Origin of the sequence: Pseudoduganella sp. UC29_106 (assembly GCF_044055365.1) — a bacterium.
Taxonomy (GTDB): domain Bacteria; phylum Pseudomonadota; class Gammaproteobacteria; order Burkholderiales; family Burkholderiaceae_D; genus Rugamonas.
The window spans coordinates 3,947,579-3,960,620 of the sequence record NZ_CP171977.1; the positions used below are offsets into that span (position 1 = coordinate 3,947,579).

Annotated in this window: 13 protein-coding genes and 1 pseudogene; 8 read left to right on the plus strand and 6 right to left on the minus strand. The window is 56.8% G+C overall.

Annotated elements, in window-relative coordinates:
- Window positions 1–64 precede the first annotated feature (64 nt).
- From ACHMW6_RS19805 to ACHMW6_RS19825, 5 genes are all read left to right on the plus strand, one after another.
- Window positions 65–616 (plus strand): hypothetical protein, encoded by a 552-nt coding sequence (locus ACHMW6_RS19805; RefSeq protein ID WP_395399177.1) that lies wholly within the window; start codon window positions 65–67, stop codon window positions 614–616.
- 155 nt (window positions 617–771) lie between these two features.
- A complete protein-coding gene (locus ACHMW6_RS19810; protein WP_395399179.1) occupies window positions 772–1,326 on the plus strand; it encodes a hypothetical protein in 555 nt (184 codons plus the stop codon).
- 258 nt (window positions 1,327–1,584) lie between these two features.
- Entirely contained in the window at window positions 1,585–2,538 is a 954-nt protein-coding gene (locus tag ACHMW6_RS19815; protein ID WP_395399181.1) for an NERD domain-containing protein, read from the plus strand.
- A gap of 34 nt (window positions 2,539–2,572) precedes the next feature.
- The gene (locus ACHMW6_RS19820; protein ID WP_395399183.1) at window positions 2,573–3,562 is read left to right on the plus strand and encodes a UvrD-helicase domain-containing protein; all 990 of its coding nucleotides are present in this window, start codon (window positions 2,573–2,575) and stop codon (window positions 3,560–3,562) included.
- A 186-nt stretch (window positions 3,563–3,748) separates the two neighbouring features.
- On the plus strand, window positions 3,749–4,138 hold the full coding sequence (locus ACHMW6_RS19825) for a hypothetical protein (RefSeq protein ID WP_395399185.1): 390 nt from the start codon (window positions 3,749–3,751) through the stop codon (window positions 4,136–4,138).
- 407 nt (window positions 4,139–4,545) lie between these two features.
- Here the strand turns inward: ACHMW6_RS19825 and ACHMW6_RS19830 are convergent, their stop codons facing one another.
- The 3 genes from ACHMW6_RS19830 to ACHMW6_RS19840 all read right to left on the minus strand — a co-directional run bounded on the left by ACHMW6_RS19830 (window position 4,546) and on the right by ACHMW6_RS19840 (window position 7,481).
- A complete protein-coding gene (locus tag ACHMW6_RS19830) occupies window positions 4,546–5,577 on the minus strand; it encodes an NAD(P)/FAD-dependent oxidoreductase (RefSeq protein ID WP_395399187.1) in 1,032 nt (343 codons plus the stop codon).
- Window positions 5,578–5,672: 95 nt separating this feature from the next.
- Window positions 5,673–6,242 carry a Crp/Fnr family transcriptional regulator gene (locus tag ACHMW6_RS19835; protein ID WP_395399189.1) on the minus strand — a complete coding sequence of 190 codons (570 nt, stop codon included), beginning with the start codon at window positions 6,240–6,242 and terminating at the stop codon, window positions 5,673–5,675.
- A gap of 21 nt (window positions 6,243–6,263) precedes the next feature.
- The gene (locus tag ACHMW6_RS19840) at window positions 6,264–7,481 is read right to left on the minus strand and encodes a PepSY-associated TM helix domain-containing protein (protein ID WP_395399191.1); all 1,218 of its coding nucleotides are present in this window, start codon (window positions 7,479–7,481) and stop codon (window positions 6,264–6,266) included.
- Window positions 7,482–7,864: 383 nt separating this feature from the next.
- On the opposite strand from ACHMW6_RS19840, the gene ACHMW6_RS19845 reads away from it, so the two are divergent.
- Window positions 7,865–8,542 (plus strand): hypothetical protein, encoded by a 678-nt coding sequence (locus ACHMW6_RS19845; protein WP_395399193.1) that lies wholly within the window; start codon window positions 7,865–7,867, stop codon window positions 8,540–8,542.
- Window positions 8,543–8,835: 293 nt separating this feature from the next.
- Here ACHMW6_RS19845 and ACHMW6_RS19850 read toward each other — a convergent pair whose 3' ends face one another.
- Window positions 8,836–9,027, minus strand: coding sequence for a hypothetical protein (locus ACHMW6_RS19850; protein WP_395399195.1), 192 nt, complete (start codon window positions 9,025–9,027; stop codon window positions 8,836–8,838).
- A 60-nt stretch (window positions 9,028–9,087) separates the two neighbouring features.
- Here ACHMW6_RS19850 and ACHMW6_RS19855 point away from each other — a divergent pair, with 60 nt between their 5' ends.
- The gene (locus tag ACHMW6_RS19855; protein WP_395399197.1) at window positions 9,088–9,651 is read left to right on the plus strand and encodes a chromate transporter; all 564 of its coding nucleotides are present in this window, start codon (window positions 9,088–9,090) and stop codon (window positions 9,649–9,651) included.
- A gap of 17 nt (window positions 9,652–9,668) precedes the next feature.
- The gene (locus ACHMW6_RS19860; RefSeq protein ID WP_395399199.1) at window positions 9,669–10,271 is read left to right on the plus strand and encodes a chromate transporter; all 603 of its coding nucleotides are present in this window, start codon (window positions 9,669–9,671) and stop codon (window positions 10,269–10,271) included.
- A gap of 223 nt (window positions 10,272–10,494) precedes the next feature.
- On the opposite strand, the pseudogene ACHMW6_RS19865 reads toward ACHMW6_RS19860, so the two are convergent.
- Window positions 10,495–12,205, minus strand: a pseudogene (locus ACHMW6_RS19865) (amidohydrolase).
- Window positions 12,206–12,299: 94 nt separating this feature from the next.
- On the minus strand, window positions 12,300–12,866 hold the full coding sequence (locus tag ACHMW6_RS19870; RefSeq protein WP_395399201.1) for a YceI family protein: 567 nt from the start codon (window positions 12,864–12,866) through the stop codon (window positions 12,300–12,302).
- Between the last annotated feature and the right edge of the window lie 176 nt (window positions 12,867–13,042).

Genomic DNA, 13,042 nt, shown 5'->3' on the forward strand with positions numbered 1-13,042 from the left:
TGTTTCCGGCTGAAGCCGGCCAGTAGCGGACGACCACCGCAAGATCGAATGAGTTACATCGGACATGGCTTTCACGACAAAATATATGCATTTGGCCCTAGTTGCGGCATCACTTGTAACCTGTGCCCAACCTCGCCCAGTTCGCGCCGACGACGACTTCGGAATTGAAGACATAAACTTGCGCGCGGTGCCGCGAGCCGTATCCAAGGCCTTAAGTGAACATGTCCGACGCACCGACTACAAAGAATGTGCGCAGGGGAAGTTTGTCGGAACCGCTGTCGACCTGGTGGGCTTCGGTCAGAAAGGGGACTGGATTGTGAAAACAGCGGATGGATGTGCTTGGGGAGCCGCGACAGCGAAAATTTGGGTTTTGAAAAGAGAGAATGCCGGCTATCGTGTTGTGCTAGACAGTGGTGGTCAAGGCGTAATCCTGTTGAAATCGGAGGCAAATGGACTTCGTGACTTGAGAATGCCTAGTGGGACGGCTGGACATTATTCAGATGCATGGCTTAAATTTGATGGTTGGCGCTATAAAGTGCATAGATCTTGCGCCATTGACTTACAGGACGCTGAGGAGCTCAAAGTGCATCCCGATGGTCAATGCCACATAAATTAGCTTAGGGCCCGTAGCATCCAATGTCGGCCGGCCCAGACCGGCCAGGAGTGGTCGTTGACGCCAATCGTTTGGTACTGACCCGCACCGTTTGGTTTGGGATAAAGTCTGTGCTTATTTCACCCCTTCCATTCACGACGAAAAGAAAAGAATAACGGATGACAGAAGAAATTTCTTTTAAAGGCCCCTTCAAATTCGTTGGCGAGCCATGCATATTTGATGCAGGTCACAAAGTTAACGGCGTATATCTCTGGTGCGTGAAAAGCAGTGACAAGGTATTTCGGGTTTACTATGTTGGCGAAGCTGAGAACATCAACGTAAGAATGAACGTCCATTTGCAATATCAACTGAACGGGAAATACATTGCGCACTGTCCGGAGCGTCTGCGGGAAAATATCAAAGTTCTGATGCATAGAGCGGCCGAAGGGATGCTTCATAAATTTTCTCACATCGACGCGGGAGAATTTAATCGCAAGTTTATTCAGGAGTCTTGGATATTTTTTGCCGAACTTCCAGTGACAGGCAACAGCAGCGATGACAAATGGTTGAGGTGTAGATTTGAGACGGGCCTAGCTCGAATCATCGAGGATGGCGGTCAGAACATTCTGACAGTTGGTCATTTGCGGTATTGGAAAGGCGAAAAATCCAAGGTGCTGATAAACACGGGTGAAAGCACTATTGAATATCTATCTTCCGTTACCATGGATATTTAGCATTGGGCATCCACCGAATCCTTCCAGGCGTGGCCGGCTGGAAAGTAAAAAAGGGTTGATTTGGAACCACAGACTTAAAACCGAGACGAATTTTCAAAGATTTAATAAGACGTGGTCGTCTAATTTTCTGGATGATTCAATGTCATTTAATTCCCTCCTATGGCGTGATCGCTGCGCAGGCAACATACCAACCAATGGAGAGATTGAAAATTACTGTTTCGGTCCAAAAGCCAAAAGCATTGAAGAGCGATAAAACTTATGGCGGTGCTATTTCCCGATTTGGAAGCAGCTAAAGCTGCAAAACAGAAACCCACAGAAGGCGAAGTATTTCTCCTGGAATTCTTGGAAACGCATTTTGACGACCAAGTAGAGGTGTACTTTCAACCCTGTTTCAATGGAGATAGGCCGGACATTGTCCTCATGTCGCCCACTATGGGTGTCATCATCATTGAGGTCAAAGACTGGAATCTAGACCTCTACAGCATTGACACGAACAACAGGTGGGTCGTTAGCCTTTCTGATCGCCCAAAACAGATCAAGTCGCCATTCCAGCAGGCTTACCGCTACAAGAAAAATTTCTTTGAAATCCACGTCAACGGACTTTTGGAAAAGAGCCTAAAGAATGAGAAATTTTTCAGGCTGATCAAGACATACGTTTACTTTCATAATGGAAGCAAAGTAGATCTTGAGCGCCTATATCAACCGCACCTGGATCGCCTTCACGAGCAAGCCCGTGAGAATGAGCAACGGCTCAAAGCCAATCCCGATTACTTTGACTCCTACGAGAAGTCGCGTAAGTGGATTGAACGCGGCAAGTTCAGGTTTGAACGCGATCTAGCTTTGTCACTCCATAGAGACAAGCTCAAGAAGATTGCCTTCCCTATTGCAGCCAAAGGCAGCCTTTTTGAAGAGTCCGTCTACACGGAGTTCAAACGGCTGCTCAACCCGCCTTATCACTATGCCAGCGAAGGCAAGCCCCCCAGCTACTCAGACAAACAAGCCAAGTTGATTCAAAGCGAATCCAAAGCACGAGCTAAGATTTGCGGCCTTGCGGGATCGGGAAAAACCGTTGTGCTCGCTGGGAGGGCCGTCAATGCTCACAAGAGGCACGGCGGTAGAGTGTTGGTGCTGACCTTCAACATCACATTGGGCAGCTACATCCACGACAAGATCAGTGCAGTGAAGAGAAGACTTTCCCTGGTCTGCCTTTGACATCAACAACTACCACCGATTCATCACAATCGCATTGAACAATTCGGGAATTGATGTCGTCATTCCTGAACACCTGCAATATGAAGGCAAAGATCCTATTACTGCACGGCGGATTGCCACGGAGCGCGATCACTACCTAGAGGCAACCTACTACAGCAACCAGCAGGTCTTTGAACGCGATGAAATCAAGACGATCTATAACACCATCCTGATTGACGAAATCCAAGACTACAAGCCAGAGTGGATCAAGATTATCCGTTCAAACTTCCTCGCTGAAGATGGAGAAATGCTTCTTTTCGGTGATGAGAAGCAAAACATCTACAATCGTGCTTTGGATGGAGAGCGACGTTCTAAAGTCGTAGAAGGTTTTGGCACGTGGATCAAGTTGACCAAGAGCTATCGATATACCTTCCAATCCCCGATCATTCCTTTGGTTGACTCATTTCAAAAATCATTCCTGCTTAAAGACTACCAGCTTGATTCAGACGAGTCCTTTCAACTGAGCCTTACCAGCATTGGATTGCAGGCTTACACCACGTTTGATCGGAAAAAAATAGCCGAGCTCGCTGCTCATATCATTAAGATTGCTAAAGAGTACAGCATTCACCCCAATGACATCTCCGTCATTTCTTCCCAAGAGATTGTCTTGCGAGAACTTGACTATGTCCTAAGAAACTCTAATTCGCACAAGGAGCGCACCCTGTGTACATTTCCTTCACTGGAAGTATCAGAGCACCCGAAATATGTCAAGAAATATCAGGAAATCAGTGCCTCAAAAAAGAAAGGTTTCAATCTCAACAGCGGCGTTTTGAAGCTCAGTTCAACGCATAGCTTCAAGGGCTTTGAGTCCCCGCTGATCTTTTTGCTCGTCAATAATAATGACGCCCCTGAAATGGTCTTCACTGGCTTGACCCGTGCAAAGGAAAACGTGGTGATCTTCCTTGAGAACGGAAGCCGTTACTTTGACTTCTTCACTAAGCATATGACCAAGCTTGAGGGCAATGGCGACACCCGCATTCAATAAACGCAAAGCTCACGGGAAGATGAAAAGCTAGAACAGCGAAAAGACGCTTCGAGACAAGAAAATCTTCACTATCGCACGTTGCAAATCGTCGTAGGGTGCGGCCAATGGTGCGAACTTCCGCAATGGGGCGGGAGCGGCCGGTTGAATCCGCAGACGATAACAGAAGTTTGGCCATACAAGGCAATCATGAAAAAAGTATTTCTACTGATATCGATGCTATTAGCGTTTAAATATTCGTTCGCGGGCAACATTTACGAACAGAAGCTCTATAAACAGCTGAAGGAAGTTTCAGCGTCAGTGCATTCCGATAACAATTTCCCCATCTTTGCAAAAAACGTCGCAAACCTCACACAAGTTTTGGATCAATACAAACGTAGCGGTGGTGAAGATCAAAATCTACTGATGGCTAGCGACGAATTCCTGAAGGCATTGAACTCCTGGGCAAAAGCGAAATTAGGAGAGCGTTCACAAGAGACGTACGCGCAAAACATGCGTGTGCATCAAGCGTCGCTGAAAATAGCGACGGGCCAAATTTTATTATATGAGAACAGATTAAAGGCTATTCCAATACATTAATTGATTACAATACCATTTTATTAATATTTCATTATACTACTACGGGACATCAGAAGCGCCCCGCCTATCAATTTCCGCCAAGAGGCCGGGAGCGGACGGCCAGGACGGAGAGCAATCGGCCAAGAGTTGCCAAGCACTCGGATTTGGGGCAGCCCAGGGCTCCAAGCCCGCCATATCACTTCGATGCTTCGGTCTAATTTGCCATAAATGGCAATGGATCGGTCTAAAGAGGGCTCGACTGGCAGGGGCGCACGGTTTTGTAGACCGAATTCGTCCCTGCAAAGAAACTTCTCGACCGCTTTGGATTTTCGACCGTTCGGAATGGGACCGTGTTAGAGAGCTCGATTTGACTTTTAGACTGCCTAGACTGCGGTTCGCTGCACCTTACGCGCCACAGTTGAAGTCGGTCAGGACAGAACAGGCAGGTCGGCCAGGAACTGGTGAATTTGCGCGACGACGGCGGCGCCTTCGCCGACCGCTGCGGACACGCGCTTGGTCGACCCTGCGCGCACGTCGCCGATGGCGAACACGCCGGACACGCTGGTTTCCAGCGCGAGGCGCGCTTGTGCATCGGGTCCGCAGACTTCGCCGGTAAGGATGAAACCATTGCGGTCGACGGCCACGTCGGAGCCGGCCAGCCAGCCGGTATTCGGTTCGGCGCCGATGAACAGGAAGACGCGGCGCACCGGGTAGCTGGCCTCGTCCTTGCTGCGCAGATCGCGAATGCGCAACCTTTGCAAGCCGTTTTCATCGCCTTCGAGCGCGGCGATTTCCGCATGGGTGTGCACCACGATATTGGGAATGGACTGGACACGCTCAATCAGGTAGCTGGACATGGTCGAGGCCAGGCTATCCTTGCGGATCAGCATATGCACTTTCGCGGCATGGCCGGACAAAATAGACCGCCGCTTGTCCCGCCGAGTTGCCGCCGCCGACCACCACCACTTCCTCGGACTTGCACAGCTGCGCCTCCACGGAGGAAGCCCAGTAGTAGACGCCCTTCCCTTCGAACTGCGCCAGGTTGTCCAGCGCCAGCTTGCGGTAGCGCGCGCCGCAGGAAAGGACGACGGTACGTGCCTGCAGACCCGCAAGGCTGCCGCACAGTTCCACGCGCAAGGTTGCGCCGTCAGTGAGCAGACGACCCGCCGGCGCGGGGATGCGATCTCCACTCCAAAGCGCTCCGCCTGTACATAGGCACGGCCAGTCAGCGCAGCACCCGAAATGCCGGTCGGGAAGCCGAGGTAATTCTCGATGCGCGCGCTGGCGCCGGCCTGGCCGCCGTAGGCGCGGCCTTCCAGCGCCAGCACCGACAAGCCCTCGGACGCTGCGTACACGGCCGTGGCCAGTCCAGCCGGCCCGGCGCCGACCACGATTACGTCCCATACCTTGTCTTCACTCATGGGCCGCAAGGCGCCCACGCAGCGGCCCAGTTCCACCACCGTGGGATTTTTCCTGACGCCGAACTCCGGAACGATAACCAGCGGCCATTCTTCCGGCGTGGGCGCATACCCGGGCCGCTACTTGCGCGGCGCGCTCATCGTCCGCCGGATCGAGAACGGTATGCGGATGGCCATTCAAAGTCGAGAAAACTTTGCAGCGCGTGGATGCGGCCAAGGCCGCGCGGGCCGATGATGACCGGGCCGCCGGAATTGCGCGCCAGCCAGGATACGCTGCGCAGGATCAGCGCCCGCACCAGCAGCTCGCCCAATTCAGGGAAGGCCAGCACCAGCGCGCGGAAGGCATCGCAGGACACATGCAGCACATGCAGCTCGCCCACCGCCACGCCATCGCTCATGGCAGGACGGTCGGAAAGCTGGCCCACGTCGCCGGTGAACTGGCCGGGCAGCAGGGTCACCATCAACTGGTCGTTGTCGAAGCCATCGTGGCAATAGTCGCGGATTGCTCCCTGCAGCACGACCATGATGCCCGAGGTCAGGCGGCCGGCCCGGAATACGGTCTCGCCATCAGCGAAGCGGCGCTCGATGGCGTAGCGCCGCACATGCCGCATCTGCTGCTCGTTCAGAGTGGGATAGACCTGGCGACGGCGCCTCTCAAGATCCTCGGTCGGCAGCGGTGGCTGCGCATCGAACTCGTTGTTGGCCATGACGGCTCCCTGTGGCCGGCTTCAGCCGACTTTTTGCACACGCTCCGGCAGAGGCGCGGCGGATTCCGCAAGTTGGCGCGCCCTGCGGTGCATGGCGCGGCGGCCCAGCCAGAGCACGAGGCCGGTGATCATGAAGAGCAAGGGCGTAAGGCCGGTAATGGAGATCAGTATACGCCCCGGCAGGTGGAAGGCTTCTCCGGTATGCAGCGGGAACATCCAGTTCAGGAAGGTGTCGCCGGACGGCGCGGTCAGCGGGTTGCGCACACGCAGGACGGAGCCGCTGTAAGCGTCCACGCTGATGCGGGTATTGCCGTCGCCCTTGCGCACTTCTGCCGCCTGGCGCATGCGGATTTCGAAGGGCGCCTTGACCGTTCCGAGGGTGACGCGCGAGATGCGGCCTTCGGGCACGGCGCTTTGCGCGGCGGCCATGGCGGCCGAAGCGGAAATAAGTTTGCGTCCGTCAGCGTCGCCGTTGGCCAACTTCTCGTTCGCCTCCAGGGTGGACACGGCGCCGATCACGGGGCGCACCACGTCCGGCAAGTTCATCACCATGCCGGAGAAGCCGAGCATGGCCAGCATGGGCGTCACGAAGAAGCCGGCCGCGCGGTGGAAGCTGTAATTGAACTGGCGCGAGGTGAGATGGCCGCGCACGGTCAGCGACTTGCGGAAGGATGTCCAGTTCGCCTTCGGCCACCACAGCGCGAGGCCCATCACGGAGGTCAGGAACAGCATGCAGCCTGTTACGCCGGTCACCCATTTGCCGCCCTCGCCCGCCAGCAGGTAGCGGTGCAGGTGGAACAAGGTGGGCATCAACAGCGGCCGCGACAGGCCAAACTCGCCATAATTGCGCTCACCAAGCACTTCAAGCGTATATTGGTCCAGCATCACCTGGCGCTGCAGGTCGGTGCCGAACAGGGTCTTCTGACGCGCGGCGGGACGGTACCAGGCGACGAAGACATCATGCTCATCGTCCGGCAGCATCAGGTTGGTCGGCTTGCCGTAGCCAGGGAGCTTCGACAGGCGGGACAGCGCGGCTTCCACCTTTTCCGGCGTGACCGGTGCCGCATTGGCCGGCACAGCGCGCGACTGCAGCAGCGACGGGTTGAGCGCCGCGTCGAGCTCGTGATTCCATGCCAGCAGCACGCCGGTCGAACCTGCGGAGACGAACAGGACGCCGAACAGCAGCGCGAGATAGAGGTGGATATCGCGCAGCCAGCTGCGCAGGGAGCCTGAGATCATTCAGTCATTATAAATGCGAATCACTATCATTCACAACCTTTCTCACAAAGACGTGGTAGGCTGCTTGTTTTAAAAGGCTTTTCATGACTTATCCACTCCGCCTGTGGATAAGCATGTGGAAAACGGGGCCTTGACAAGCGATTTCGCCCTTAACTGCGCGGATTCCTACAGATTGCCCATTTCAAAGGCATAAATTTTCACCCATAAAATCAATGACTTAGCACAGGCATTTGTATGCTCCACTGCAACACTTCAAACTGCTGAAAAATATTTTAATAAGCGATACAATTCGCGCCTTTGTTTACTTTGACAAAAATGCTGCTGAGGAATAGTGTGGGCAGTAGGAAGACGCATTGATGATGACTATATTGCGGGAAAAACGCATGGACGTAAAAGTTCCTGAAGAAGATTCCAGCGAAGGCTGGATGATTGAAGACGATGCCCATTCCTCCCCCGACGAGCAGGCGCAAGCTGCCACGCCGGCGCCGTGGCGCGTGCTGATCGTCGACGACGATGTCGACGTGCACGTGGTCACCAAATTCTCCCTGAGCAATGCCTGCTTCCAGGGCCGCCGCCTCAGCTTCCTGCACGCCTATAGCGGCGAGGAAGCGCTGAGCACGCTGCGTAATAACCCGGACGTGGCCCTGATTTTGCTGGACGTGATCATGGAAACCAGCGATGCCGGACTGCGCGTCGCCAACCAGATCCGCTCTGACCTGAAGAACCAGCTGGTGCGCATTGTCCTGCGCACGGGCCAGCCCGGCCAGGCGCTGGAGCACGGCATCATCCTCGACTACGACATCAACGATTTCTGGTGCAAGACGGACCTCACCACGCGCAAGCTGTTCACCACAGTGATTTCTTCGCTGCGCAATTATGCCGAGCTGAAGAACTTGACGGAGCAGCAGGAAGATGCGGCCAAAGTGCTGAACGCACTGCAACATGGCGAAAGCTGGTCCGGTGAGCTATCGGTCGGCCTGCCGGCGACCAGCGTCAGCATCCAGGCGCGGCCTGGCGCCGAACCCGGCGATTTTTCCGTCCAGGGCAAAATCCTGAGCTAAGTTGCTGATTGTAAAGGTTTTCTGCGATTATCCACACTGTTTGTGGATATCTTTGTTGATAAGGTGCTATTGACAAGGCAAACAGGCTTTAATGGCGGCCTTTTCAACAAACTGCACGTTGCGCAGGCAGAAAACTTTCCCATTAAAATCAATGGCTTATATTCTCACCAATTGTTACACGGATACAATGGCAGAGCCACCGCGGACATTGCTGACAGTCAAGCGCTGTGCATAACCACCCGTTGCCGCTGTTTGCATTGCAGCATTACAAGATGGGAGCGACGGAGGGGAATTCAGTGAGAATTTTTCCGGCGCTGGGCCGGCTGGAGCAGTACGCGTTCAATGACGTCGGGCTGGATGTTGTGGGATTTCATGTACTCGATGGCGCAAAGCGTGCTGAAACTCTCCTGAACCTTGATACCGCGGTCCACGATCTGGCTGCTGAAGCGGTCTGCCCGCTGGGTCTGAAGTTGCAGGGTGTCCATGGGAATCCTTTGGCGTCAGGGTTGGGTGGTGCTAGTATTGCCTATTAATACTGAAAGTCAATGACAGGCTCCCAACTTCAACGGCCGAAATCTCTGGCTGACTTGTTTTTCTCCTTCACCGTGTTGGCGCTGCAAGGTTTCGGCGGAGTACTTTCTGTGGCTCAGCGCGAGCTGGTCGAGCGCAAGCGCTGGATGACGGACGAGGAATTCCTCGAAGAATGGGCGGTGGCCCAGATCATGCCGGGACCAAACGTGGTCAACCTGTCGCTGATGCTGGGTCATCGCCACTTCGGACTGCGCGGCGCGCTGGCGGCGCTCGCCGGCTTGCTGGCCGTGCCCAGCCTGGTCGTGCTGGCCGCGGCGACCATTTATACCCATCACTCGAACAATCCGCACCTGGTCGGCGCGCTGCGCGGCATGGCGGCCGTGGCGGCCGGCATGATTGCGGCCACCGGCATCAAGATGCTGCCGACGCTGACGCGTCATCCCCTGCCTTTGTGGATCACGTTGCCGCTGGTCGTTGCGGGCGTGGCGGCGGGCGCCTGGCTGCGCCTGCCCCTGCTTCCTACTTTGTTGGTGGTTGGCGGCCTTGGCTGCTGGCTGACCTATAGGAGGCTGCCCTGAGCGCGCCGCTGCACATCGTGCTGGCCTGGCACGACTGGCTGGACCTGTTCTGGCATTACTTCCTGCTGTCCTTCATGAGCGTGGGCGGCGCGATCTCGACCACGGCCGAGATGCACCGCTACCTGGTGGAGCAGCACGGCTGGCTGACGCAGGCGCAGTTCAATGAGTCGATTGCGATCGCCCAGGCGGCGCCGGGACCGAACGTGCTGTTCGTGGCGCTGATGGGGTGGAATGTGGGGCTCGATGCGGGGAGCCACGCGGCGGCTGTGCTGGGGGTGCTGTGCACGATGACGGGCATCCTGGTGCCGAGCAGCGCGATTACGCTGCTGGCGTCCGCATGGGGACACCGTAACCGCGAGCTGCGCGCCGTGCGCGCGTTCAAGCAGGGCATGGCGCCGCTGGTGATTGCGCTGCTGGTGTCGACCGGGATTGTGCTGGGGGCGGTGGATCGGGATTTTGCGGCGGATTGGCGGCTGTGGGTGCTGTCGATCGTGGCCGGGGTGGTGATCTGGCGCACGCGCGTGCATTTGCTTTGGCTGCTGGCGGTGGGGGCGGTTTTCGGGGTGGGTCGGGGTGGGTGTGACCGGCGCCGCGTGACGGGATGCACGGCGGATCAATGATCCGCCCTACACGCCTCGTCGGCGCCCGCGACCGTCATGCGCCCGGCGGCGCACGCGACCGAATCCAGGTTGACACGCCCCACGGACCGGTGCACCGGACGGCACCCGGTATGGGAATACATCGCACGCACGATCACCGTACGGCGGTCCTCGGCTGCGCTTGACCGACCGCGGTGCGTAGGGCGGATCATTGATCCGCCGTGCATGCGGTCACGCGGCCCGTTTATTTGGCGTTCTGGTAACCGCCGTACGTATTGACCGGGCTCCACTCCGGCAACACGGGCGGCATTTCCGGCGCGAACTGGCCGAAGTCCTTGCTGGCGTAGACCACCTTGCCATTGACGATGGTGAGCGCGCTTTCGAGGTCGCGGATCTCGATGCTCGGGATGCTGAAGTAATCCTTCGGCAGGATCACGAGATCGGCATACTGGCCCTTGGCGATGGTGCCCTTCAGCTTTTCCTCGCCGCTCATCCACGCGCTGCCCTGCGTCATCAGCTTCAGCGCCTCGTAGCGGGACAGAACATCCCTGCTCTGCCAGATCTGCAGCCCGCCCGCCGTCTTGCCGGTCACGGCCCAGTAGATCGACGGCCACGGTCCGTAGCTGGACACGCGCGTGCCATCGGTGCCCAGGCCCACGGGAATCTGCATCTGCAGCATCTTGCGGATCGGCGGCATCTGGCGCTGCTGGGGCGCCATACTGCTTCCAGTAATGCTCACCCTGGAAGTACATGCGGTTCTGCACGGCGACGCCGCCGCCCAGCTTCTTCACACGTTCCAGTTGCGCGTCCGTGATGGTTTCGGCGTGGTCGAAGAACCAGCGCAGGCCGTTCAGCGGGATGTCCTTGTTGACCTTTTCGATCACAGCCAGGTCGCGTTCGATCGATTCGCCGTAGGTGGCGTGAATGCGGAACGGCCAGCGGTTCTTGATCAGCAGGCGCAGTACGGCTTCCATCTCGTTTTCCATCTGCGGCGGCATGTCCGGACGGGGTTCGAGGAAGTTCTCGAAGTCGGCCGCGCTCCAGACCAGGTTCTCGCCGCCGCCTTCGGTCACGTAGCCGTTGGCGTAGAACATATGCTCGTTCTTGTCCGGCTTCGTCAGCGTGAGCCAGCGCTGGTAATCCTCCAGCTCCTTGCCCGGCTTTTGCGCGAACAGATAGTAGGAGGTGCGCACAGTCAGCTTGCCGTTCTTCGCCAGCTCCAGGCTCACGGAGTAATCGTCCGGATAGGCTTGCCCGCCGCCGCCCGCATCGATGGCGCTGGTCACGCCGAGGCGGTTCATTTCGGCGTAGTAGTGCTGGGTGGAGTTGACCTGCTGCTCGCGCGGCAATGCGCCGGTCTTGGCCAGCGTGGAGTACAGGATCAGGGCATTCGGCTTGGCGATCAGCAGGCCGGTGGGATTGCCCGCCGCGTCCAGCTCGACGACGCCGTCCTTGTACTGGGTGGTCTTGTCATACTTGAGGACCTCGATGCCCTTCTTGTTCAGGAAGCCGAGGCCATAGAGATAGAGGATGAAGACCGGCTTGTCCGGCACCGCTTCATTGATTTCGGCCAGCGTAGGCAGGCGCTTTTCCTCGAACTGGAATTCGTTCCAGCCGCCGACGACCTTGATCCAGGCGCCGTCCGGCGTGCGCGCGGCCTGCTCCTTCAGCATGGACAGCGCTTTCTTGAGCGAGGTGACGCCGTCCCAACGCAGCTCGGCGTTGTAGTTCAGGCCTTCGCGGATGATGTGCAGGTGGGAGTCGTTCAGGCCGGGGATCACGGTGCGGCCGCCCGCATCGATCACCTGGGTGCCCTGCTTCTTCAGTTTCATCACCTGGGCATTGCTGCCGACGGCCGTGATCATGCCGTCCTTCATGGCGACGGCCTGCGCGAAAGCGCCCTCCTTCACCATGGTTGCCACCTTGGCGTTAGTGACGATCAGGTCTGTCGCCATCGCCTGGGACAGGCCTGCTGCCAGCAAGGCAGCGGATAGTATCAGTCGTTTCACATTACTCTCCTCTGCATTCCCGGCGCGCAGGCCGGGAGGGTTACTCCTTGATCGATTCGATAGCGAACGTCAGGGACAGTTCATCGGCCACGTACGGTGCGTACTTGCCGGCGTTGAATTCGGAACGCTTGATGGTGGCAACTGCGTTGGCGCCGCAAGCGTCTTTCTTCAGGATAGGATGGGCCATGCACTGGAAGGAGGTCACTTCCAGCTTCACCGGCTTGGTCACGCCCTTAATGGTCAGGTTGCCTTCCACCGAAGCCAGCTTGTCGCCGTTGAAGTTGAACTTGGTCGACTTGTAGGTGATGGTCGGGAACTTGGCGGTGTCCAGGAAGTCTTCGCCCTGGATATGGCCATTGAATACCTGCGAGCCGGTGCTGACGGACTTGGCGTCGATGGTCACGTCCACGGAACCGGTCTTGGCGGCGCGGTCGATCTGGATCTTGCCGCTGGTGCTATCAAAGCGGCTCAGCTGGTTCGAGTAGCCGAAGTGGCTGTACTCGAAGCGCGAGAACGAGTGAGTGTTGTCGATGACATAGGTTTCGTTGGCGGCGTTGGCGGCGAGCGAGAAACCGGCGGCGAGGGCCAGGGCGATCAGTTTTTTCATTGTTAAGTGCTCCACTAGTTGAAGGATGGAGCGGATTATGCATGCGGCCTGATTGCGTGTAAAACGCATAAATTGCCTTCTATCAATCGAATAAATCGATAGTAAAGCAGGGCCACCGCGGCGGCAATTCCCCGTTCGGGGGATGCTGTGAAGGACGGGCACAGTAATTGCACACA

Bases quoted from the DNA above. Each gene is read 5' to 3' on its own strand.
- ACHMW6_RS19805 (WP_395399177.1), top strand. From the start codon at position 65: ATGGCTTTCACGACAAAATATATGCATTTGGCCCTAGTTGCGGCATCA.
- ACHMW6_RS19810 (WP_395399179.1), top strand. From the start codon at position 772: ATGACAGAAGAAATTTCTTTTAAAGGCCCCTTCAAATTCGTTGGCGAG.
- ACHMW6_RS19815 (WP_395399181.1), top strand. From the start codon at position 1,585: ATGGCGGTGCTATTTCCCGATTTGGAAGCAGCTAAAGCTGCAAAACAG.
- ACHMW6_RS19825 (WP_395399185.1), top strand. From the start codon at position 3,749: ATGAAAAAAGTATTTCTACTGATATCGATGCTATTAGCGTTTAAATAT.
- ACHMW6_RS19835 (WP_395399189.1), bottom strand. From the start codon at position 6,242: ATGGCCAACAACGAGTTCGATGCGCAGCCACCGCTGCCGACCGAGGAT.
- ACHMW6_RS19840 (WP_395399191.1), bottom strand. From the start codon at position 7,481: ATGATCTCAGGCTCCCTGCGCAGCTGGCTGCGCGATATCCACCTCTAT.
- ACHMW6_RS19845 (WP_395399193.1), top strand. From the start codon at position 7,865: ATGGACGTAAAAGTTCCTGAAGAAGATTCCAGCGAAGGCTGGATGATT.
- ACHMW6_RS19850 (WP_395399195.1), bottom strand. From the start codon at position 9,027: ATGGACACCCTGCAACTTCAGACCCAGCGGGCAGACCGCTTCAGCAGC.
- ACHMW6_RS19855 (WP_395399197.1), top strand. From the start codon at position 9,088: ATGACAGGCTCCCAACTTCAACGGCCGAAATCTCTGGCTGACTTGTTT.
- ACHMW6_RS19870 (WP_395399201.1), bottom strand. From the start codon at position 12,866: ATGAAAAAACTGATCGCCCTGGCCCTCGCCGCCGGTTTCTCGCTCGCC.